Annotated in this window: 17 protein-coding genes and 1 pseudogene; 10 read left to right on the plus strand and 8 right to left on the minus strand. The window is 54.0% G+C overall.

The features are described 5' to 3' along the window. Positions 1–122: 122 nt before the first annotated feature. Positions 123–1,127 carry a BamA/TamA family outer membrane protein gene (locus tag ENI00_RS13980; protein ID WP_304103642.1) on the plus strand — a complete coding sequence of 335 codons (1,005 nt, stop codon included), beginning with the start codon at positions 123–125 and terminating at the stop codon, positions 1,125–1,127. A 5-nt stretch (positions 1,128–1,132) separates the two neighbouring features. On the opposite strand, the gene ENI00_RS13985 is transcribed toward ENI00_RS13980, so the two are convergent. From ENI00_RS13985 to ENI00_RS14000, 4 genes are all read right to left on the minus strand, one after another. Next, complete coding sequence (locus ENI00_RS13985) at positions 1,133–1,276, minus strand: hypothetical protein (RefSeq protein ID WP_304103645.1); 144 nt, start codon at positions 1,274–1,276, stop codon at positions 1,133–1,135. Positions 1,277–1,343: 67 nt separating this feature from the next. Then, the gene (locus tag ENI00_RS13990) at positions 1,344–1,916 is read right to left on the minus strand and encodes a substrate-binding periplasmic protein (protein WP_304103648.1); all 573 of its coding nucleotides are present in this window, start codon (positions 1,914–1,916) and stop codon (positions 1,344–1,346) included. Positions 1,917–2,139: 223 nt separating this feature from the next. Continuing rightward, positions 2,140–2,844: a PspA/IM30 family protein gene (locus ENI00_RS13995; RefSeq protein ID WP_247059365.1), complete on the minus strand. Its 705-nt coding sequence runs from the start codon at positions 2,842–2,844 to the stop codon at positions 2,140–2,142. 4 nt (positions 2,845–2,848) lie between these two features. Further along, the gene (locus ENI00_RS14000; protein WP_058092198.1) at positions 2,849–3,118 is read right to left on the minus strand and encodes a YiaA/YiaB family inner membrane protein; all 270 of its coding nucleotides are present in this window, start codon (positions 3,116–3,118) and stop codon (positions 2,849–2,851) included. A 154-nt stretch (positions 3,119–3,272) separates the two neighbouring features. On the opposite strand from ENI00_RS14000, the gene ENI00_RS14005 reads away from it, so the two are divergent. Further along, positions 3,273–4,040 carry a helix-turn-helix domain-containing protein gene (locus tag ENI00_RS14005; protein ID WP_304103663.1) on the plus strand — a complete coding sequence of 256 codons (768 nt, stop codon included), beginning with the start codon at positions 3,273–3,275 and terminating at the stop codon, positions 4,038–4,040. Here ENI00_RS14005 and ENI00_RS14010 read toward each other — a convergent pair. Then, a complete protein-coding gene (locus ENI00_RS14010) occupies positions 4,037–8,563 on the minus strand; it encodes a DUF2272 domain-containing protein (protein WP_304103666.1) in 4,527 nt (1,508 codons plus the stop codon). The two genes, ENI00_RS14005 and ENI00_RS14010, sit on opposite strands and share 4 nt — an antisense overlap. 343 nt (positions 8,564–8,906) lie before the next feature. After that, a complete protein-coding gene (locus ENI00_RS14015; protein ID WP_072678517.1) occupies positions 8,907–9,845 on the minus strand; it encodes a sensor domain-containing diguanylate cyclase in 939 nt (312 codons plus the stop codon). A 1,142-nt stretch (positions 9,846–10,987) separates the two neighbouring features. Here ENI00_RS14015 and ENI00_RS14020 point away from each other — a divergent pair. The 3 genes from ENI00_RS14020 (at position 10,988) to ENI00_RS14030 (ending at position 14,318) form a co-directional block, all read left to right on the plus strand. Next, positions 10,988–11,986 carry a lipid A deacylase LpxR family protein gene (locus tag ENI00_RS14020; protein WP_304103669.1) on the plus strand — a complete coding sequence of 333 codons (999 nt, stop codon included), beginning with the start codon at positions 10,988–10,990 and terminating at the stop codon, positions 11,984–11,986. 336 nt (positions 11,987–12,322) lie between these two features. Beyond that, positions 12,323–13,348 carry a YaaC family protein gene (locus ENI00_RS14025; RefSeq protein ID WP_289124108.1) on the plus strand — a complete coding sequence of 342 codons (1,026 nt, stop codon included), beginning with the start codon at positions 12,323–12,325 and terminating at the stop codon, positions 13,346–13,348. Between the two features lie 112 nt (positions 13,349–13,460). Then, on the plus strand, positions 13,461–14,318 hold the full coding sequence (locus tag ENI00_RS14030; protein ID WP_289124110.1) for a hypothetical protein: 858 nt from the start codon (positions 13,461–13,463) through the stop codon (positions 14,316–14,318). A gap of 381 nt (positions 14,319–14,699) precedes the next feature. Here ENI00_RS14030 and ENI00_RS14035 read toward each other — a convergent pair whose 3' ends face one another. Both ENI00_RS14035 and ENI00_RS14040 read right to left on the minus strand, forming a co-directional pair. After that, positions 14,700–16,130, minus strand: a complete 1,431-nt coding sequence (locus ENI00_RS14035) for an esterase-like activity of phytase family protein (RefSeq protein WP_289124111.1) — start codon at positions 16,128–16,130, stop codon at positions 14,700–14,702. A 60-nt stretch (positions 16,131–16,190) separates the two neighbouring features. Further along, the gene (locus tag ENI00_RS14040) at positions 16,191–17,066 is read right to left on the minus strand and encodes a hypothetical protein (RefSeq protein ID WP_304103676.1); all 876 of its coding nucleotides are present in this window, start codon (positions 17,064–17,066) and stop codon (positions 16,191–16,193) included. A gap of 288 nt (positions 17,067–17,354) precedes the next feature. Here ENI00_RS14040 and ENI00_RS14045 point away from each other — a divergent pair. From ENI00_RS14045 to ENI00_RS14065, 5 genes and pseudogenes are all read left to right on the plus strand, one after another. After that, a pseudogene (locus ENI00_RS14045) lies at positions 17,355–17,944 on the plus strand (IS630 family transposase); the annotation flags it as partial. Between the two features lie 190 nt (positions 17,945–18,134). After that, positions 18,135–18,443 carry an antibiotic biosynthesis monooxygenase family protein gene (locus ENI00_RS14050; RefSeq protein ID WP_153740075.1) on the plus strand — a complete coding sequence of 103 codons (309 nt, stop codon included), beginning with the start codon at positions 18,135–18,137 and terminating at the stop codon, positions 18,441–18,443. Between the two features lie 145 nt (positions 18,444–18,588). Next, a complete protein-coding gene (locus ENI00_RS14055) occupies positions 18,589–19,077 on the plus strand; it encodes a hypothetical protein (protein WP_232903289.1) in 489 nt (162 codons plus the stop codon). Between the two features lie 163 nt (positions 19,078–19,240). After that, entirely contained in the window at positions 19,241–20,812 is a 1,572-nt protein-coding gene (locus tag ENI00_RS14060; protein ID WP_106762525.1) for an IS1182 family transposase, read from the plus strand. 642 nt (positions 20,813–21,454) lie between these two features. Next, positions 21,455–21,820 (plus strand): MliC family protein, encoded by a 366-nt coding sequence (locus ENI00_RS14065; protein WP_232903288.1) that lies wholly within the window; start codon positions 21,455–21,457, stop codon positions 21,818–21,820. Positions 21,821–21,962 lie beyond the last annotated feature (142 nt).

Genomic DNA, 21,962 nt, shown 5'->3' on the forward strand with positions numbered 1-21,962 from the left:
CCGTCGCTTCCCAATCGGTAATCTGTTGTTGCCAGAAGTGCACTTTTTCGGTTGCGGTCATGCTGAGTCCTCATGGAATAAGTGAGGAGATCAGTGTGTGCAATTGGAGAGCTTGGGTGTAGGTGCTGATTCTTTGGCGCTTACTCCGCACCAACTGGCGCTTTGGCCTGGCTGGGGTGGATGATGTCCGGGAGGAATCCCGCTACGTGGGGGCAGAAGCCATTGCCGATTACCGCCGTAGCCGGGAGTATTTCAGTGTTGATGGCGGATGGCGCCTGGCTGAGCGCAACGAGCGGCAGCTCCGCCTGCTGGCGGGGTATCGCTACGAGGCGTTCGGATTTCAGTCGTTACCTGATCAGCCTGCCCTGGATGTGTTGCCGGATGATCGAACCCTGAGCTATCCATGGATTGGTTTTGATTACCGCCAGAACCGTTTTCGTGAGATGACCAACCTGACTCGTTTACAGCGGGTTGAAGACGTCCGTGATGGCTTTGTGTGGCGTACGGAACTTGGCTATTCAGGCACCGGGTTGGGGGCCACTGAAGATCGGGTTGTTCTGAACATGAGTTTTCAGGACTCGTTGCTGGCGACGGAAACCAACTACGCCAGTTATGGTCTGGAGCAGAGTGGCACGTATCGGCTTGATCAAGACCGCGTCGAAAACCTCCTTGGCACCCTCAGCCTGGAGTACTTTCACGGTGGGTCCGTTCGTTGGACCGGCTGGTACACGAGTCTTGCCTTTACCGCTGCTCGTAACCTGACCGCCGACCAACAACTGTTGATAGGAGGTGAAAACGGGCTTCGTGGCTATCCCAGTGAATACCAGCAAGGGGACCGAAGGGTTTTGTGGACACTCGAACGCCGGTACTTCCCCGACTGGCATCCTTTCAAGTTGTTTCGGATGGGCGGGGTGGTGTTCGTTGATGCTGGCCGCGCCTGGTTTGCTGACGGTCAGAGTAACGGGCCGGACGGTGGTGTGTTGAGGGATGTTGGGGTTGGCTTGAGGTTGGCATCCAGCAGAGTTGAAGTACAGAGAATGTTGCACTTTGATCTGGCGTTTCCCCTGGATGGGGATGACAGCATTGATGCTTTACAGGTGTTGCTGCGGGGGAGGAGCCGGTTCTGAGCGGGTTATTGCCCTTGTCGCGGCTGCAGGCTGTACTGGGGATTCTTGAAGTAATGGTCATACCGGCCGCTGTCGCGGAACGCCTGCAGTCTATCGTTGAAACGTTCTGCCAGTTGCACGGTGTCTGGTCGTGTTTTTGGAAACAACACGAAACTTTCGTTCTCGAGAAGAGGGCGGGGGTGGTGGGTAATGCGGCTGGCTTCCTCCGGGTCAAGTTCACGACGCAAGCAAAATGTGATAGCCCACGTTGATCTCTTCGGGGAACGCATCGATGCGGTCGAACAGGAGCCTGCGGAAATTCAGCACGGTACTGGCGACCCATTCAATGCTAAGCAGATCATCCTCTATCGCTTGGTCGAAAGCCGAACCGTAACTGTAGCCAATGCTGCCACGGAGTCTGAGGTCAGACAGGTCCTCCACCGAAGACCAACTGACCGGCTGGTCTTTCAGGTGAAAAACCACGAAGCGTTCTTTGAGGACCGGGTCGCTGAAGGTGAATTCCTGCTCACGTTCCTCCGCATGCATCCATACCGCCGTGGCATCGTGTTTGCCCATTGCGGCTTCATAGTAAGCTCGCTTCCAGGGGAGGAAGTGGTAGGAGACCGTAAAGCCTTCCTCGGCAAACACATCTCGCAGCAATTGGGCGACAATCCCCTGATCGGGTGCCTCCTGATCAAAATACGGCGGCCAGTCACCAACCGCTATGCTCAGGTGTTGTGTATCATCTGCGGTGACTGTCTCAATCCATGTAAACAGCGATACCAGCAGCATGGTCAGGTATCGTTTCATTTCCAGGCTCCGGGAGTTGCCCACGAATAAGCCATTGGCCGGGAAGCAGGCGATTATCTATGAAAATAGCAGCCTTCTTCGGGGTTTCCCAGTTTTAATCCGTGCGTTCTGCGAAGGGTCTTCTGGCGTGCAAAGCAGTGGCCTCGAGTCTCTCTTGGGGGGCAGCTATAAGCAGAGGTAATAGACTCTTGCTTATAGCTGCTCCCAGCTTGCGTGATGTTCGCTATTTGCTGCGGTCTGCGGATGACCGCGAACGAATCCTGGCAAGAACCTGTTCGCCACTACTCTTTCCGTTGCTGATGCCGGCGGCTTTCAGTTTCGAGTCCAGGGTTTCGTCCTCCTGTTCCCGGTCCAGCTCTGTCAACGCCGCCTCGATATCCTCCGCTTCGGCCTGTCTTGCCTGAATGCGGGAAACGGATTGATTGAGGTCTTCCATATGACTGCTCAGCCCCCGGGCGTGCCCGCGGAGTTGGCGGTTAATCTGCTCTGCGTGGCGGTTGGCCCTGGCCAGCCGGAGTTCACTGTGGAAATGCTTGAGCGCCCGGCCAGAGTCCCGCAGCTGTTTGCGCAACCGGTTTTCCTGCTGCTGCAGCTTGTCGTGCTGCTGTTGCTGGCGCTCAAGAAGTGGCTCATCTTCGGCGATCAGGTTGGCCAATTCCAGCGCCAGCTCTTCCTCATTCTTCTCCAGCGCTTCGGTTACCTGATGCTCCCGTTTGTCGATGGTGGCCCTCAGGTGTTCGTTGTCCCTGGCCAGCCGGGTTTTTTCCGCCATCAGGCAGGCGAGTTCCCGCTTGGAGCGGGCGATGGCCTGTTCTGCATCGCGCAGCTCCTGTTCGAATATCCGGATACCGTTGGCATCCACCAGTTTTGCTACCGGCTCCTGGGCCGATGCCCGGAACAGGGTGTCCAGTTTGCGCCAGATGCTCATGGTGTTACTCCCCGTATTCTTTCAGCAGTTGATGGGTGCGTGCCTCGGATATGCGGTTGACGATGCGCTGGTGCTCGTGTTCGTCGCGGATGGTTTTTGAAAGCGTGATGGTGGTGCTAACCAGAAACAGGGCGCTGATGGCCATGTAGCCTTTGAGCACCAGATCCACCGGTGCCAACACCACGCCGGCGGCGGCCGCAAAAAGCGCGATAGCAAAGGAAACCTTCACAAAGAATACCCACCCGGCGGAATTGCTTTTGAGTTCGCTGTCCATGATTGACTCCTGATGACGTTGTTGTTGGAACGGCTCCACTGTGCGTGAACCAGGGAGGGTGGGCGAGGTTTTCTATAAAGGTAGTGCTGTCCTATACATCGGGTATCGTATATTGATACGTTTGGCTGAATGGCTGGTAAGAAAGGGGGCGGTTATGGCGCAAACCAGCGCGATTGTCGGTGAATTGAAACGTCAGCTCAGGGCACACGGGCTGACCTACCAGGATGTGGCACAGGCGCTGGCGTTGTCAGAAGCCAGTGTGAAACGGTTATTTTCAGATCGTCAGTTCTCCTTGAAGCGCCTGGACCAGGTATGTGGGCTGATGGGGATGGAGATCACCGATCTGGTTCGCAAGCTGGCCCCCGAGCCCAGGGTTGAACAACTGAGCGAAGAACAGGAACGGGAGCTGGTGTCTGACCTGCGTCTGTTGCTGGTGGCGGTGTGCACCATGAACCGTTGGCAGTTTGGCGAGATACTCCAGAATTATCGGATAGAGGAGCCGGAGTTAATCCGCTATCTGGCACGGCTTGATCGCATGGGACTGGTGGAGTTGTTGCCCGGTAACCGAATCAAATTACTGGTCAGCCACGACTTCGCCTGGCAACCCCGGGGGCCAATCCAGCGTTTTTTTGAAACGGAAGTTCAGCAGGATTTCCTGAAATGTCGATTCCACCAGCCGGGTGAGATGCGGCTTTTTGTAAGCGGTATGCTGTCGCCCCAATCGAACGAATCCGTGCAACAGAAACTGAAACGCCTGGCCCTTGAGTTTCGTCATTGCCATGAGGAAGACCTGGCCCTGCCATTAGAACAGCGTTTCGGAGTCAGCTTGCTGATGGCCATGCGGCCGTGGGAGATTGACGCCTTCGCAAGCCTCCGGCGGCCAGAGGCGAGGAAGGCGTATCCCGGTGTTACACGGAATTAGACACTGACTCCTCCCTCATCGGCGGCTGCGTCGAGCAGTTGCTGCGTTGTCGGGTGGACAATCCGGATGAACGCAAATGGAGGGCAGTCTTCGATTACCTCGTTATTGCGATCGACGCATGCGTCTACCCGGCCATTTGCATTGAGGCGCCAACGTCGGCGGCCAACGGTGTGAGCTACGCCAGACAGATCACGGGTGTTGCCACCAAGGGTTTCGATGTAATCGGTCCCGTCATCAGAGAAACGCCGGACGACTACATCGGTGTGGGAATGCCCGGTTGGCGTTCCTTTGATGGCGTATTCGCCGCTGGCTTTCTTTTCGATGAACTGGCTCTCCAGCCCGGCCAATGTGAGATTGGCGCAAGGGGTCTCGTTCCAGGGCTTGCAGAGGATGTCGCCGACCTGAGGTGACAGGTCTTCTGCTTTGTAAAGCCAGAACGGCCTGTCCAGATCCCGGTTCTTTCGGTTCACCAGTGCCTCAACAATGTAGGTCATGTGCCGGATGCTGGGACTGAACCCATGGCTGGGCGTTACCCCGGCGTTCTTGACGACGTAGGAAATAAACGCGGCACTCCAGGCGGCTTCATTGTCTCGCGAGTCCTCCGCGAACTGATCCACGGCCCACTGGCCAATGGCTCCGAAGTAATCCTGGAGCTTCGCCAATTCAGTACCTTCTTGCTTCTTGGTTCCGTCGTCGTTGGTCCAGGCGGTTTCCTCCGCTTCCGCGTTGGCAACGATGTCCCGTTTCCAGGCGGTGCCGCGGTTATAGCGCTCAATAATCTTTTGGTTCGCCAGAGACCGTTCGAGGGCTTCAACGTCAGCATCTGGCCGGAACGATGCGAGCTGCAAACCCTTGCCCACACTCACCGTGCGAATGCCGCCAGCGTCTTGCTCGGTGACAGACACATCCCGATCTTTACCGAATTGCTCAACGATGGATTTGGCGCGGTCAGAGACGCCATCGGCGGCTTTCTGCCCCATTTGCTCTGCCTGTTTGCGCAAGGCCGCTTCGCCATCCTGTTTTGACATGGATCCCTTTTCAACGGCGCGGTCTATGGCGGCGCGTTTCTTGTCAAAGTTTGCGCCTGCATCCTTTTCTGCCTGTAGTTCCGCCAGTCGGGTCTGTAATGCAAAGCCGCCGAACTGACCGGCCAGGTTGGCCGCCGAATTCAGCGCACCCAAAGCGTTCTTCTGGGTGCCCTCAAGGCCAGCCATGTCGCGGAAGGCGTTGCTGTTTTCCACGGCTCCCAGAATGTCGCCAAAGCCCTGAGGGGCTGGTGCGGCAGGTGCATTCTGCAGGTTAATGATGGAATCTGGCATGTTGGTGGGGGTCATGTCTTGCGGTTGGCTACGGCGAGAATCAAAGAAGTTGCCGGGGAAGTCGGCCAGGGCCGGGTCTTCATCTTTCAGCACCCAGTCGGTTGAGCCTTCATGCTCTTCACAGGCGTTGCATTCGTCCATGATGGCCTGCGCGTAAAGGCCATCGGTGGGCAGGCTGATTCGCATGGGCATGGCCGGCGCGCCTTCACCCTTGTAATAGCGGAAGGCATCTTCATAGCTTTCATGGCCGTTGATGCCCAGGAACGCGCCAGCGGCTACCTTGAACACCAGTGTGTTGCCCATGATGGCAATGGGTTCACGTTCAACCACGGAGGCGATCGAGCGACCGTCGCTGGGGGATATGGCGAAGCCGTCCAGGAGCATGTACAGCTCGTCCCTGTCCATGGTCCACCAGATCACCTTATGGTAGTAGTGCAGGTTGTCGTTAATGTGTTCCAGTAACTTGCGGTTCGCTTTCTCGGCTTCCAGCCGCATATTTTGCTCTTCCCAGTTAGACGGCCGGAAAGACAGCGTGGCGCTCTCGCTCGGGGCCGGGCGATCGGTTTCGTTGTCATCCCAGGCGGGAGGGGAGATCAGGTCATCCGTACCCCGTGGTGAGCTGATACGCCGCTCGTAATGGCTGGTGTGAAAATGAATGTTCGCACTGGTCACATTTGCCACGGAACCTTTGGGTAGGTGCTCGGTGGCGGAAAGAATCAGCTTGGCGATATCCTCCCGTTTGTTCCCGGCCAGGGCCTCCGATGGCACGTTGAAATCAACTCGCACCGTGCGGTTGAACCGGTATTCGCCCACCAGGGTGAAATCGGTGCCTTCGAGTTCGCCGTTCTGGCTGTCCAGGCGCAGTCGGTCAACCCATCGCCGTGCCATCGCCGGTGCGATTTCCCGCTGAAAATAGGCATCCCGCTGGGAGGCAGAGAAGCCACGGATGCGGGCCACAATCTGGCCTACCGGTATGGGAAGGATGTTGGCGTAGGCCTGCCACACCCGCGTGGTGATTTTCTCGCCGACGGCACCTTCTGCGCTTAGCTGGTCGTCGATCTGATCCGATACCACCTCGTCTCGCGGGCGCTCAATGCCCAGTTTGATGTAAATGGTTCCTGTCAGGCTTTCCAGGGGTTGGGCCTTGCGGGGGCCGGCTGGAACATCGGATCCCTGCCAATGGTTCTGGATGTCCTCGGTGTATTTCAGTGCCCAGCGCAGGTCGCGTTTTTGCAGGTAACGCTCGAACACATCGCGCCAGCGAATCACACGGGAAAAGGTAAAAGGCCGAATCGCGAAGGGCACAAACAGGCATTCGCGCACGCCGGCGAGCACAGTGTCTACGCGGATATGTCGAAGAATCTCATGGTAGATGACGGTCAGGGAGTGGCAGTAGTTGGGGTTGCGAACCACCTCGGAAACGCCTTCAATCGATTCGTCCTGGCTGACTTCGTTCACCACTGTGGATTCGTATTGGCGCAACGAGTCACCGAACTGGCGGATGGCGTCTCTCAGGCTTTGTTCCTCTGCTGCCGACACGCTGCGGCCACCCTGTTGCCAGCTGCTGGAACTGGCCCGGCCATGGGCAGCACCACCACCAATCACCACCGGGCCGAGCGCAAATCCGATGCCACCTGCCACACCGGTGGTTTTGGAACTGCTGCCGCCCTTGCTCCATTCGTTCAGGTTGGAGCGAACGGCGTTGTGGTAATCCCGGTCGCTGAACGTGCTTTGGGCAACCTCTTCCGCAAACTGGCTGGTCTCGCGCCGGATGCTCGCTTCGCGGCGTCGCCAATCCAGTTTCACAATCCGGCGGGTTTGCCGTGGTGCCAGGGTAAGGGTATGCGCCACATCGCCCAGGGAATAGCCGTTGGATCGCCACTGCACTCGCCATTCCATGATGTGGCCACCCGCCACGGAAAGAGCCTGATATTTGGTGGTGTCGCCGTCCCAGTCGATGGGGTTTCGGGCGCTCACAGGTTGCCGCTTGTTCAGCCAGGGGAGTTTGGGCAGTGGCAGGAAATCAATGGCTTTAATGGGCGGCATGAATACGCCGGGGTTTTTGGGCAGGAAACGCTGCAGACTGGCAGTGTCAATGGCGAACCTGGTCCGGGTAACGCTGGCGGCCTCACTGTCCGGTTGTTCGCTGGCCACCATGGCGGTGGACATCATTCGGAACTCATTGGCATCCCTGGGGGCGATCAGTCCCCGGTAATCCGGTTTGGTGTTAGAGGTGGATTCGATCTCAGGCTGCTCCACCCGGAAGACGGTCTGGAAACGGCGTTCGCCCAGAATGCGGGCCGGGTTGCTGAAAGGCCGACAAAATGAGCCGGGGTCGTCGCTGAACAGGTCCGGATCGTTCAGCAGGCTGTCTTCGTCCATGTTCAGGGGCGGATGACCATTATTGCAGCACGAACCCTTACCGTGCTCCTGGCCATCGCTCACCGGATCTTGCCAGGGCAGCATAATGCGGAGGTCCCGCAAAGGGGTATAAACGGAGCCGTCGGACTGGTAACCGACAATCAACTTTGGCCCGTTCAACACCCAGATCCAGCCATTGGCTTCGGTGCCGACGTTGAAGGGACGCTTTATATGAAAACTGCCATCGAATTTGAGATCTGCGCCTGTCAGTGACAATGCCCCGAGATGGCCAGCCGTGTGGGTATCCAGAGCTACTTCGGCTGAACGGGCGTTGGTGCCGTTGTCAGCGTTTTGTGCCAGCAGACTGGAAATCGCCTGATATTTTGCCTCGGTATCGATCAGATCGACACTCAGTGAATAGTCATCGAACCTGCGGTCGACCTGGCCAAGCGTGACAAAACGGCCGGATCGTTCCAGCACCGGTTGCTGCTCCGGGTTGTTGCGCTCAAGGGCATGCTTCAGGGACTCTGCAGGAATGACGAGGGTGACGGGCTCCCCCTTCTTGCCGGGCCCGGTATCAATCTCGCCCAGGTCTGCCAGCTCCTGGCCCTGTCGGCTTTCCAGTCGCGCGTGGATGGGCTTGCTCAGGAGGACGGGTTCGAGTTTGCTTTCTGCACTGGCATGGCGATCGAGTCTGATAATGTCGCTGGCAGGATGACTATCATTCTGCTTGTCTTCGGTCTGGATCGAGATCTCGTAGCTGACACGGACCTGAAGCGATTCAGCGTCTGCGCTGTTGATGGCCTTTTCGGGTTCAATCCTTAACCACAGTTGATTGGGCATGATGTGTCCTTTCGGTTGATTGTGCATCCTGGTGGGCCCCCTGTCGGGCGGGCGATGCAGACAATACAACCGGTGCCGCTGGACGTTTCCCTGCGGCAAGACAACCTTGTCGTTCAGTTCCTCAGCATACGGCCAGATATCGAAGCAAGGCGACCGTGGATGCATGGCTTTCCGTACAAACAAACAACCAGATTACAGCTGCTGGTTGACGACTTCAGTGGCAAGTGTTGTGTTGGACTTGGAATTTGTAAACGTTGAACCGGGATTTTTTTGTAACGATTCCCTGTCGGAAAATACGTTGTGTCGTCATGGCTTACATGACTTTTTCGGTGGAGTGGTGGATTCAGGCTGCCACGATGCGGTTCCTGCCTTGGTGTTTCGCCTCGTACAGGCGCTGATCCACAAGCTCCAGAAAGTCAGTGAGTGAATCATTTCTCGCTGGAGTGATTGTGCCGACGCCGATGCTTAGCGTGACCAGCTGGCTTGCGCTATTGTTCCCATGGGCAATCTGTTCTCGCAGGAGATGTTGGTGGCACCGCTCGGCAACTTTCAGTGCTGCCGCAGGATTGGTTTCCGGCAGAACGATGACAAACTCCTCGCCACCAAAACGGGCAACAAAGTCCTTAGAACGCGTTGCAGCACCCATGAGCACTTTGGCTATACGTTTAAGGCACTCATCCCCTTGCAAGTGACCATGAAGATCGTTGTATTGCTTGAAGTTATCGATATCCAAAAGCAGCACCGAGAGAGGTTGATGATTTCTCAGGGCACTATGCCAGGCCTCGTCCATGAATGAATCAAACATTCGGCGATTCGCTACGCCGGTGAGGCCGTCCTGGAATGAATATTCCTCGAGCTTTTTTTGCAAGGCCACGACTTTTTCTTCGGTTTTCTTGCGCTCGCTGATGTCGAACATGAAACCGATCAACGCTTCGACCTCTCCATTCTCATCGCGGGAAACATGCACCACATCCCGAATCCAGACGTAGTGACCATCTTTGTGCAGTGCCCGATAGTCAGCTTCGTGATCGATGCCGGACTTGGATTGAGCGACACAGAAATCCACGACCCAGCCCTGGTCATCCGGGTGCATGCGGGTGGCCCAATCTTCCACGCTCTGCCAGCTTTCCGGTGTCCAGCCCAGTAGCGCCTCGATCTGGGGGCCGATATAGGCGAACTTCATGGTTTTCCAGTCGATCTTCCAGGGTATGGCCCTGGTAGACTCCAGCAGGGTTTTGTAGACCGAGCTGTCGGTGGCCAGTTCTTCAGGTTTGTTTTTCAAGACCGTACCTCCAGGCTAGGCTACTCTGGGTGGAGTCTTCGGTGGATGGATTCGAGAGCATGGGATATGTCGCAGTATAGGGCATTGGCGTCTGGAGGGAAGCTACTCTTCGGTGGATAAATTATACCCCGTTCATTTTGCGGCCATATTGCTTGAACCCCCGGTTCTACTGGGCTCAGGCCGGCTATCCTTGCGCTACGCACAAAGTTATCCACAGATTCTGTGCGTAACCTTGGGTGATGCATGACGAAGCCGCTTGGGGTAGGCTGCCTGCATGTCTATCACCCGGCGTTGTCGCCGCATAAACGGAAAGCGTTAATGAAGTTCCCCATTGTTACGGTTGCCATGGTGTCTGTTGCCCTCGTCTACGTTTTCTGGGGCCAGACCCAGGAATCCTCTGAGAGGATTCGAACCTCTGACCTCTGCCTCCGGAGGGCGCCGATTGGGGTCGGTTTGGAGTGAGGTCGGTGGGTCTAAATCGTTGTTCGTCAGTAACTTGCAGGCTGGGCGGAAGTTCAAAAAAGTTCTGTTAACACCGCTAGTTACACGTTTTATCCCAAGTTTTGGCACGCATTTGTCAGGTTTGAGATGGCTCTACCTGGACAGAATGACCACTGCCCCAGCTGCTTAATTTCTAGCTTTACAGTTTACTATGCGAACTTCAAGCTCAAAAAAAGTGTCTGGTTTTGATTGTCCAGAATCGGACAGCAGTCCAGCGGGAAGTCCGAGAGCCCGCCTGTAGAAAGCTATATGTTGCGCGAGAGTATCACCCATCGGCACTCGTTAACAGTCAAGGCTTGGCCGCACCAGAGTTTATCGCGAATAACGGGGGATGATTCGGCTAATCACAGAGCTGACACTCGGGGAGATTGGAATAAAGTGTAGTAATTCAGACTACCGACAGCTAAAGAGCCGGTATCTGTCGGTCGATTGACTACGCTGGACTTTTCCAAGTAATCGGGTGTTCTTATCTCAGTCCGGCGGCACGTTAATCCGGAGGAGCTGACCGCGTCGATGGGAGGAACTCGAAAAACGGAGGAAAGCCACTTAGTCTGCACATCTGGATTGAGTGGCCGTTGTAACAGGTCTGACCCGACATTAGGCCTGCTCATTACTTTTAGTTTCAACCGGAGAGACTGGATTTGAGTCGTCGCTGCGAATGTGCTTTCCTGCTGTCTTTCGCTATGAGTGTTTTCCCAACCAGCCTGAAGGCAGAGGTTGTTAACCTGTCCTGGGATAACGACCTGCTTACCGGAACCGATCGTGGCTATACAAACGGGGTACGCTTGTCGTATCTGACGGACACTGCTGACGAGAACGATGGAAAGCCGGCAAGATTTGCCCGGGTTCTGCGTGATGAGCTGCACTTTCTGCCAGGTATTGGGACTGCCGATTCAAAGCAGGCGGTAAGCCTGAGTTTGCGGCAATTGATGGTTACGCCTGAAGATATTACGGTTGAAGGTCCGCAGTTCGACGACATTCCCTATGCCGGCCACCTGTCGCTCAGCGGCACACTATGGAGCTGGAACGCCGATACGATTACCGGCTTTGGTGCTCACATTGGTGTTATTGGGCCCGAAAGCGGTGCCGAGTCGGTTCAGAAATGGGTGCACAAAGCCACGGGAAGCGACAAGTCGCAAGGGTGGGGTAATCAGCTTGGAACCGATGTGGTGGGTGGCATTCAGGCTGCGCATGGCCGAAAACTCCTGCAACTCGGGCAGGGCGGCAACATTGAACAGCGTGTGTCGGTGATCGGATCCGGACTACTGTCGAGTTTTCGAACCTCCGCTAAAACTGGGTTGGTCTGGCAGCTTGGCAGACACCTTCCTATAAATTTTGTGCCGGACTACGCTGGTACCTCCTCAACCATCGCTTTGCCGGGCTCGTTCAAGGATTGGGGCAGTAGCTGGTCCGTGTATGTGGGGCTGGGTGTGGAGTATGTAGGCTATTCCTACATCGACGACAATGCCGGGGCTTATCGTTTTGACGAAGGGCCGCTGATTGGTCGGCTTGGTCTGGGCGCTACCTGGCAGTGGGATCACCTGCTGGCCGCGGTCACATTGCGTGCCTCGACCAGCGAAGACGAGCGCCATAAAGACAACTTCAGCTTTGGAACACTGTCAGTTTCTTGGGCAATATAGAAAGGTCGGTTTTGACCGTTGCTTACGGGATGTGGTGGCGCTTGTTCCCGCTGTTTAAACAAAAGCGGACGTTCGAATCTGGGCTTTCCTCCAGAGCCTCCAAGCTAATCACCGCGATTTCATCTAGTAAGATTGACGGAGCAAATTGCAGACGCTGGATGATTACATGGCAAAGATGGCCATGCTCGGGTAAGCTTTCGTTTTATCAATTTTTGTGCAGAGGCATTGATGGTTCAAAATCAGTAGTAATGACGCGGTCAAATTCCTGCCATGATAAAGCGCACTGCCTAATAGCTGTTAAAAAGGTCTGATGATTCCGTTCTGTTTAAGGAAAATATGCCAAACCATAGATTAAAAATAGCTGGCAAATCAGTAAATCTACACGGCGCCCTAGTTGACCCGAACTTTAGGGCTCCCCGAGTTCTATGCAATGACCCATGGGATTTTGTTTCGCTTTGGCTGAAGAGAGAGCATAAAGACGAGGCTTCATTTTATTGGGAGCAAGCGAGGTACTTCTATGACGCAACGAAATCGCTCCCTGATATGTCCTCGCCTCTAACATCATATTATTGTTTTCTGAACGCTGCCAAGGCGCTTCTGACCGCGTCGGGCCAGAACTTCAAAGAGAACCATGGTGTCGGAGGGCGAACAAAGGGGAACAGGCGGGCGCTGGATAACGAGGTTGTAGATTTTCAAGGTGGCGGAATTCTGCCAGCGCTGTGCAAATTCCTTGGCGAGCCGGATAACGCAGGTAAAGATTTCACGTTGAAGGATCTTTTTTGGCAAATACCATTTATACATAGGGCTTTTTGTCTTACATATAAGGGATCTACGGAGTTGTTTATCCCATTAGTTAAAACGCGCTTTATGCGGAAAGACGGATCAAAAGAGGCTTGGTTTCAATCCGAAATTGATAAGCGTTATATAAGTTCTCACACTAAAGATAATGTCAGGCCTGGCTTCGAGCTTTTCGAGAACAATGGCACCTATGAAATTCGAAGAAAGAGGCGTTTTAAATGGTCAGGCCGAGACATAGAGGACAGCCTCAGGAATTTCGAAATTTATCACAAGCAAATAAGGCGGCGAATTGTACCAATATATGCTTCTGGGAATAGGTGGTATTTAAAAAAATCAGTAAAGGGCCATGATAAAATTATGAATTCGCAGCTAGTTCTTATTTTCGCTGCGATGCATCGCTTAAGCGAACTTAGCCGATATGATCCAATTTTATTTGGCGGCCATTTCAAGGTTAACCATAACTGGTTGTTGTCAGAATTCATTAAGAGTGCACCGAATCAGTTCGTTTATGGAGTAGCTTCAGAAATCACTGGTTTGGAGTTTATCAAGCCCGATGCATTCTAGGTTTTCTAGCAAGTTGCTGCACTCGGAAAAATTACTTTCTGCGCTTCTAATTTCCCGGTGAGCAAAGCGTTTTATAAGATTCCTGTGGTAACGAAGCCAAAGAAGGATATCTATGATTATTCAAAGGTATATGGACCTTCCCAGGTTTTTAGGCCTTGTTCAGACAAGGTCACTCTATCTCTCAAAAATGTCGGCCTTTGAGGACGCATTAGAAGGTGGGTTGACGGTTGACGATTTCTTCAAGACATCGAATGCCCCTGCGCTCATTGATTTGGCCATGACTGATATATGGCCTAGGGCCGCCGAACCTGCTGATGAGCGAGACTGTCGGCTTGAGAGCTCAAAATCAGCTCAAAGCGAAATTATGGATAGGCAATTTTCAACTCCGTTTGGATCTTATCCTCGCGATGATGCAGAGCGATTATTTCCGGCCTGCAGAGAATGGATATATGTTAGTTGCTGGCATCACTCAGAGCATGAGTGCTCGGCGATGTGGCAGCTATACGGTCGTGACAAAAACTCAGTGTGTATCTTTTCAACTGATGAACAATTAAAAGCCGCCATAGCTCTGGATAGCTCATGTGACAGGCTCGAAATTAAGCAAGTAAATTATATTTGTCACATCAACGATAGTTTCTCTGCCAGCCCTCTAGATCCATTCCTAGCCAAATCAAAGCCATATGCTTTTGAACGTGAGACTAGAGTTGTGGCTTGGAATTCTGGGATAGATTTATCGACGTCGCCGAAAAACGAGAAATCGGGTCTTTTACTCAAAGTCAATCTAGGAAAAATGATCCAAAAAGTGGTTGTTTCACCACGTGCAGATCGTTGGTTTAAAGAGATAGTGAAAAATCTATGTGAAGAAGCTCTGTTGAATGTCGAAGTCGAAGATTCCGTAATCCGAATGGAGCCGGTGTCCGACATTTATCAGGCAATGGCTTATAACCAATCACGGAATCTAGAGACGTGAGACGCGCCGCTTGGTTTTCGCGTTACTGTCCGACGCGAATGTTCGCTATGCGACCTTTGTACCCTTTTCGAACCTCATTTTGGGAAGCCTGAATCTTTTACTGCGAGCTTGCCACAATAAGTTACCAACTATATTGTGATGGATGTGGGCTTTATTCTCGGCGATCGCCTCAAAAGTTACCAACTTTATTTATTTCTAACGATTGCGTGGTACCAAAAAGTAACGCTTCAAAAGATGATTTGTTACCAACTTTATTATTATCCTACAGCTCCCTTGCAACATGCCAACAGAGGGACCTGTGCAGTGACCAGGTCCTGGCCGTTCAGGCTTCTTGGATAGGGGCGCCGCCCGGCTTCCGGGCGACGGATACATCGGTGCGGGTCAGTCGGTGCTCAGGTCGGCCTCGACAATGAACAGTCGATTACCATCTACGGTATTGGGGTCCAGCATCTTCTGCTCCAGTTCACCACTGGTGGCCCAGGTGGCGAAGTCATCGTCATTCAGCACCCCCAGGTGCTGGTCGTCAATCACCCACAAGCCTTCCATCTTATCGTGCGGGTAGTCTACTTCGGCGACCATATCTACCACAAGGGACTTGCTGACCGGCGCGATCCCGGCGCTGGCCAGGGCACTCCAACCCTGTTCCAGAACGACCTCCTCCAGGGTTTTCCCAGACAATGTCAGGCCGAGCTCCGCATCCTGTTCAACGTCGCCACTGGCTGCAATGGTTTCCAGATTGGTTCCGGAGGCAAGATCAATGCGGTAGACCTGCTTTTGCGCATCCGGCGCTGCTGCTTCAGCACCATTGGGGCCGCCATAGAGAAAGCTGCCATCGCGCTCGATCACCAGAAACTGAGTGGCGCTCAGGGCGACAATCTCGGAGTTCGAATTCTGGGTCTTTTCCTGGCGGTAGAGGTACTGCCCGATGTCGCCGGACTCCAGGTTGACGGTCACGATGCGGGTAATGTCCAGGTCCTTCACGGCACTGCCGGGGTTATACATGGTGGACTGCATGATGCCCACCAGGGTTTTCTCATCCGGCGTAACGGCCAGACCTTCCATCCCCCGGTTGGCGCGACGGTTGCCGAATTCGGCCGGCAGAGTCAGGTCAACCCGGTCATCGTTGGTGAAGGGGTTAATACGGCCGATCTCCCGGCCCTCGGCATCGAAATGAACGATATGGGGGCCATACTCATCGCTGACCCAGAAGGTGCCGTCCGACAGGGCCACCAGACCTTCCCCGTCCAAGCCATAGTCATCAAGCGCAAACGGATTGGTGGTCTCATCGTAGGGCTGGCCGTCATCCTCAAGTATGGGCTGGCCGTCGGCGTGGTACGGCGTTTCACCGGTTCCACCCAGGGCGGAACTGTTGGGCAGGCCGGTAATCGGGGACCCATCGGGGCGCTTCAGCAGGATCGTATCAACTTGCTCGATCATACCGTCCGCCTGGACTTCGAACAGCGCAATACGGGGGGTATAGTCCGGTGTCGGGAATATCTTGCCTTTACCCTGGTCGCCCGTGAACGTGGCATTGGGCCCCCGGTCGGTCAGGGCGTAAAAACGGTTTGCATCCGAGGGGTGGGCCGTCATCGCCGAACCGAAACCGCCGTTACGAATTTCAAACGGCTGCTGGGATTTGCCGTCAATCAGGTCATCCCTCAGCACGTTATAGGGCAGGAACACACCTTCCGCCGGATAGCTGTCAAATACGGAAGCGTTGTTGGTGTTATCGTCGCTGTCGCTGCAACCCACCAGCAGGGAAGACGCCACCAGGGATGCCAGGAGCAGTTTATGTTTGTTCATCGACTTCATTCTCTATTTCCTTCATCGCGTAAAGATTACAAAAGGGCGCTCAGGCCCCCGGGCCAGGTATCACTTGCAGAATGCGGGATTAAAACCGTAGACGAAGGCCGTCTTGGTCTGGGAATCGGGGGCAACCCACGGGGACAGGGATTTGAGCGCCTCAAAAGACTTGGCCGCCCGATTGACCACCTTGCGTGTGTAATCGGCGGATCCGTCCTCATAGCGGAATGACAGTTCGGCGACCAGCGGCGACTGGGCGCCCAACGGCACCCCTTGGTACCAGAGGGTCACGCTGATCTCGGCGTCGTGCTGGCCCAGGTCGATCTCCACTCCGCGGTAGACATGTTCACGGATCACCAGGTTGCCTACCAGTGACAGGGGCTGGTCATCCGGTAGACCGTAATCATCCTCAAAGCCGGGAAAATGATGATTGATGTCCTTTATTTCGTTCAGGTTCCGTGAATTTGGGGCCTTGGTGGAATGGCCGTACACTACCTTGAACGGCTCGGTGGAAGTGGCTCCGATATCGGATTCCAGCTTGGTCTCGGCACCGGAGGTAGACGACGATACGTCTTCAAAGTCTGAAATATAGCGGTCGCGACTGCGGAACTTGAGAGTGACTTCCGACTGGCCACTTTCCACGCGATCGCGGAAGGAATAGCCCATTTGGCGGAGCTGGCAGGAACCCTGAACGTCAAAGAAGCGCACGTCCCGCTGCTTGTCCAGGGAGGCACTGCCGGAGACGTCACGGGCAATGGCCGACTCGATTTCAGTCTCGGCCAGTGCCAGAAGCTGTCCCACCGAAACCGCTTCGTTCTGGTAGGTGAACTGGCTGGCATCCAGCATCAGCTTGTACTCGCGGGAAATGACATCGGGATTGGCCTGCACCAGTGTACTGAGCAGGATGGCGACCAACAGGACCATGGGGCGGCGCCAGACTGTCATAACTTACTCCTTAATATGTAACCAAGCCAACAACCTGGCAGGAGCCCAACTCTAGCGAGCAAACATGACAGGTCCGATACCGTTGTATGACGACTTCATGATCACTTCATGACACACCTTGAGACACACCGACATGAATACTACCGCTACGGCCACCCGCTACAGGGTGCCTACGTGTTGCTCATCGGACGAGTTGATTAAGCCAACGGACAATGGCGCTCTCAGTCACACCTAATGACATTCTGGCCTGGGGAATGGTGTAACCTTGATCCAGCACCAGGCTGGCTGCATGCGTTGGTACTCTCGTGTGACGAAAAGAGTCAGGTACAAGCGTTGGACCGGACTCAGCCGGGTCTCCCCCTGAAGAAGGGACGAGCACAAACCATGACTCATGATTACAAACGTCATGGCACAACCACTTTGTTTGCCGCACTCAATGTGTTGGACGGGACAGTGATCGGGCAATGCCAGCAAAGGCACCGCCACATTGAGTGGCTGAAGTTCCTGCGCCAGATTAATCGTGAGACACCGAAGGACAAGGAGCTGCACCTGATCTGCGATAACTATGCGACACACAAGCATCCCGCAGTCCGGGAACGGCTGTATAAGCACCCGAGGTTCCACCTACATTTCACGCCCACCTCAGCCTCATGGCTCAATATGGTTGAACGATTTTTCGTGATCTGACGGAGGACCGTCTGCGTCGAGGAGTCTTCAGAAGTGTGGCTGACCTTACCGCCGCTATCGGAGCTTACATCCGTCGCCACAATAACGAACCAAAGCCCTTTATCTGGACGGCAAAGGCGAGCGACATACTGAGCAAGGTGGTGCGAGCAAATCGAAAATTGAGTTCCAAACAGAATGACGCACCACACTAGTATGATTCGCAGAGCAAGTTGCAGACACTGAATGATTACATGGCAGAGACGTCCGTGCTCGGCTAAGCTATTGTTTTATGGATTCATGTACAGCGTGATTGATGGTTCAAAGTCAGTAATAGTGACGCAGTCAAATTTCTGCAATGATAAAGCTCGCTGCCTAATTGCTCTTATTTGAGAAGGGGGTAAGGTGATTCGGGTAATTTACCGCTGGAAAGTAAAGGAAGATGACATCGCAAACTTCCAAGAGGTGTGGAGCCGCACCACGAATCACATACATGAGACTGTGGCGGGAGCGTTGGGAAGCTTTGTGCTTCGTAGCCCAGAAGATCCGACTGAAATTCTGACAGTGGCAAAGTGGGATTCAGTAGAGAACTGGAAGACCTTCTGGGTAGCGGATAATCCGTCCGAGATGAAGGGAATGCGGGAGATAGCTCAGCGGATTTCCGTGACCGTATACGATGAAGTTGACGACTTTACGCGGAGTCACGCAGAGTAGCTCGGCGGGATCGTTTACGTGCCATATAACCAGTGGCTGTTGTCGGACGCAGCAACGCTGGCGCTTCGGTGCACCGCAAAGCCAAGGCGTTATCGCACCATCTGAATGTTCGCTTTGCTGTTAAAACGTAAATACAGGAGGTTACATGCAACGGATCGCATCACAAATTACTCTGGGGGTTAATCTGTTCTTCCTATCCTTGATCCCTAGCATTGCCCTTGCCGAAAACTCGGCCCCTGAAGACTATCTCGCCAATAAACCGCTGGTGTTGGAGGTTCGGTATTGTGAGTGTCAGGCCACAAAACCGGATAGCTTACCCTCTGATTTATTGCCAAGTTTTCTGGAGGAATCGGGATTTTTAAGGGTTAGCGTATCGAGCAAGGATAAAGGCTTTGCCTCTTCCAGTGAGTTGTCCATAGGTTATGAACTCAAGCCAATCATGGGCTCGTCCGACCAATTTCAGTTCAACTATGCTGGCAATTACACTACAAGCAATGGGAGCAGTGCTGGTAACGGGGAGTTGCTGTTGGTTCAGGGGCAGTGGGTCAACCTTTTCGGCTCACAGCATGAGAATGAAACTGGATCGCAACACAACAACGTTGCGGTGCGGTTGGCTAAACCCGGTGGTTCCTGATGGTAGGTTTTAACCAGTGCAGGCACGGCGACGCCTACTACATTGCGCCTTCGGCTCCATTCCGCAGGCGCGCATGCTGCAGGCGTTGAGTCTGTAGAAAAACTCCCAAAAATCAGCGCTTGGCTTTGATAGGATGCAGAAAACAGATCAACGGAAGGTCGGCATGCCCCGCTTTAAGCACTACAACTACGACCAGGACGCCATGGTCGTGATTAACTACCAGGAACAGCTTCAGCCCGGCACCTTTGAACACGCGGTGCATTATCTGATCGAGCACAAGCTGGACCTGTCGGTGTTTCATCCCAAGTACCGCAACGAAGACACCGGCCGCCTGGCCTACGATCCGGCGATCCTGCTGAAGATCATCCTGTTTGCCTACTCCAAGGGCATCACCTCCAGCCGCGAAATGCAGTGGTGTTGCGAGACCAACATCATCTTCAAGGCCCTGTCCTGCGATACGGTTCCGCATTTCACCACCTTGGCCAAGTTCGTCAGCAGCCACTCGAATGAGATCGAAGAGCTGTTCGAGCAAGTGCTGCTGGTCTGCCATGACCAGGGCCTGCTGGGCAACGAACTCTTCGCCATTGACGGGTGCAAGATGTCGTCGAATGCGGCCAAAGAATGGTCCGGCACCTTTAAGGAGCTGGAAGAGAAACGCACCAAGCTGCGACGCCTGGTTCGCCATCATCTCAAGGCCCATTATGAGCGGGACGAGGCAGAAACCGAGGCCGAACTGGACCGGGATATCCGACGAGCAAAAACCATCCTGTCCCTGGATGAGGCCGCGAAGAAAGTCGACCGCTTCCTAAAGACGAACCGCCCAAGGATGGGCCGGGGGAAACGGAACAAGGAAGTGAAGAGCAACATCACCGATAACGAAAGCGCCAAGATGACCACCAGCAAGGGCACGATCCAGGGCTATAACGGCGTGGCCACGGTGGATAAAAAGCACCAGATCATCATCGACGCCCAGGCCTTTGGCGAAGGCCAGGAACACCACACTCTGCAACCGGTATTGGAGAGTGTGGAAGCCCGCTTCAAGAAGCTGGGCATCGCCGACAACATTTATCAGCAAGGTACCATCGTTACCGCTGATACCGGCTTCGCCAACGAAGCCAACATGAAGTACCTGCACGAACGGCAGATCAACGGCTACGTGCCGGACAACAAATTCCGCAGTCGCGACCCGAAGTTCCAGAACCAGAAAGACAAGTACGGCAAGCGTCATCAGAACCAACCGGTCACTGGCCGGAAAAACACCATTCCGGCCAGTGAATTCCAGTTCGATCCGGTCAAACTGACGTGCATCTGCCCGGCGGGCAACGCCATCAGCTACCAGGGCACACGCGAAGCTGAGAATGGCAAAATCCGCGTGCACTTCGAAGGCCGTTTGCTGCAATGCCGGCACTGCCCGAAGAAACACCAGTGCATGCAGAATCCCACTTCTGCTAATCACCGCAAGGGCTCGGGAAGGCAGGTGTCTTTCACTATCGAGAACAAGCGCCTGCCCAACTACACCGACTGGATGAAGCACCGAGTGGACAGCCCGCAGGGCAAGGAAATCTACAGTCACCGCATGTCGGTAGTGGAACCGGTGTTCGGCAACATTGGCACGAACAAAGGCCTGAACCGTTTCAGTTTGCGTGGCAAAAAGAAAGTGCAGGGTCAGTGGCAGCTATACTGCCTGGTACACAATATTGAGAAACTGGCGAATTACGGGCAGTTGGCGGCATGAAACAGGGATCAGAGTGCGGGAAATATGGTCCCTGGATGCAAGTAATACCGGCACTGGAAGCGGCAAAGACCCGAAACGACTCGCTGAACATCGAAAGTGGGATCATCAATCAGTTGATAGTCGCGGCAAACAATTTTAAGAACCAGGCGCTGGGAACGACTCGAAATCGGGTTTTTCTACAGCCTCGTTATATGCTAATCCAAGGGTCGTATAAATGGGTAAAATATTAAAATCTTCTGCTCTAATCTTTTTGTTCACCTCAACTGTTGGGTGTGCATTAAGCAGCGACATTCACAAAAAGACTTGTACCAGTGATTGGTATTCGCAAGTGGAAAAGCAAGTGACAACTGGAGACGGCAGAGGGCATGGGCCGGATTTGGGCTCTGGCGAATGGCGATCAGTAGTAGAGTTTAAGCTCGGAATTCGCGGCAATCCGGACGTACCGCCAAAGAATACGGATCAATGGTGTGATTATATTAATAGGAACTATATCAAATAGCGCACATAACAATGCGCTCAAATACGCTCCGCACCTGCGGGGCTGCGCCGGACACAAAAAACCGTGGTTCGTTTCACTCTACCACAGCCTTTTGTGCCGTTTAGCTTAGCGTTATGCCGCAATTCAAGGAGGTTCGAGATACCATGCGTTATTTATCTATTGTTTTCATTCTTTTCCTGTCCGCGTGCGCGCAATCATTGACCGATGATACCCAACCCACTGAGCAATCCAGCAATTCAAGCTCCTCTTTTACATACCAATGCAAAAGCGGGAAAACGATCAAGGCTTCATATCCCACGGACAGTACAGCCGTCGTGGAATACGACAATCGTGTCTTAGAAATGAAAATCGCGGTATCGGGAAGCGGTGCGCGTTATGTTGGTGAGAAGTTGGAGTGGTGGACAAAAGGCAGCGGACAACGCGCATCGGGCACATTGTTTCGTCACTTGGAAGATGGCACCCCGGGCGAAGCAGTCGAACATTGTGAGCAGATCGCTGATGCAGCATAACACATATGAGCCTTCTCGGAATCAACAGACAATAGTGATTTTTTTGGCCGCACCAGCGGCCAACCTAAACCCATGAGCGAGAACGCCTGCTTCGCTAGTCTCGTCGAGCTGTCAGGCACTTACAGCAAACACATATAGGGGC

This window comes from Marinobacter antarcticus, from assembly GCF_011049865.1.
Lineage (GTDB): Bacteria > Pseudomonadota > Gammaproteobacteria > Pseudomonadales > Oleiphilaceae > Marinobacter > Marinobacter antarcticus_A.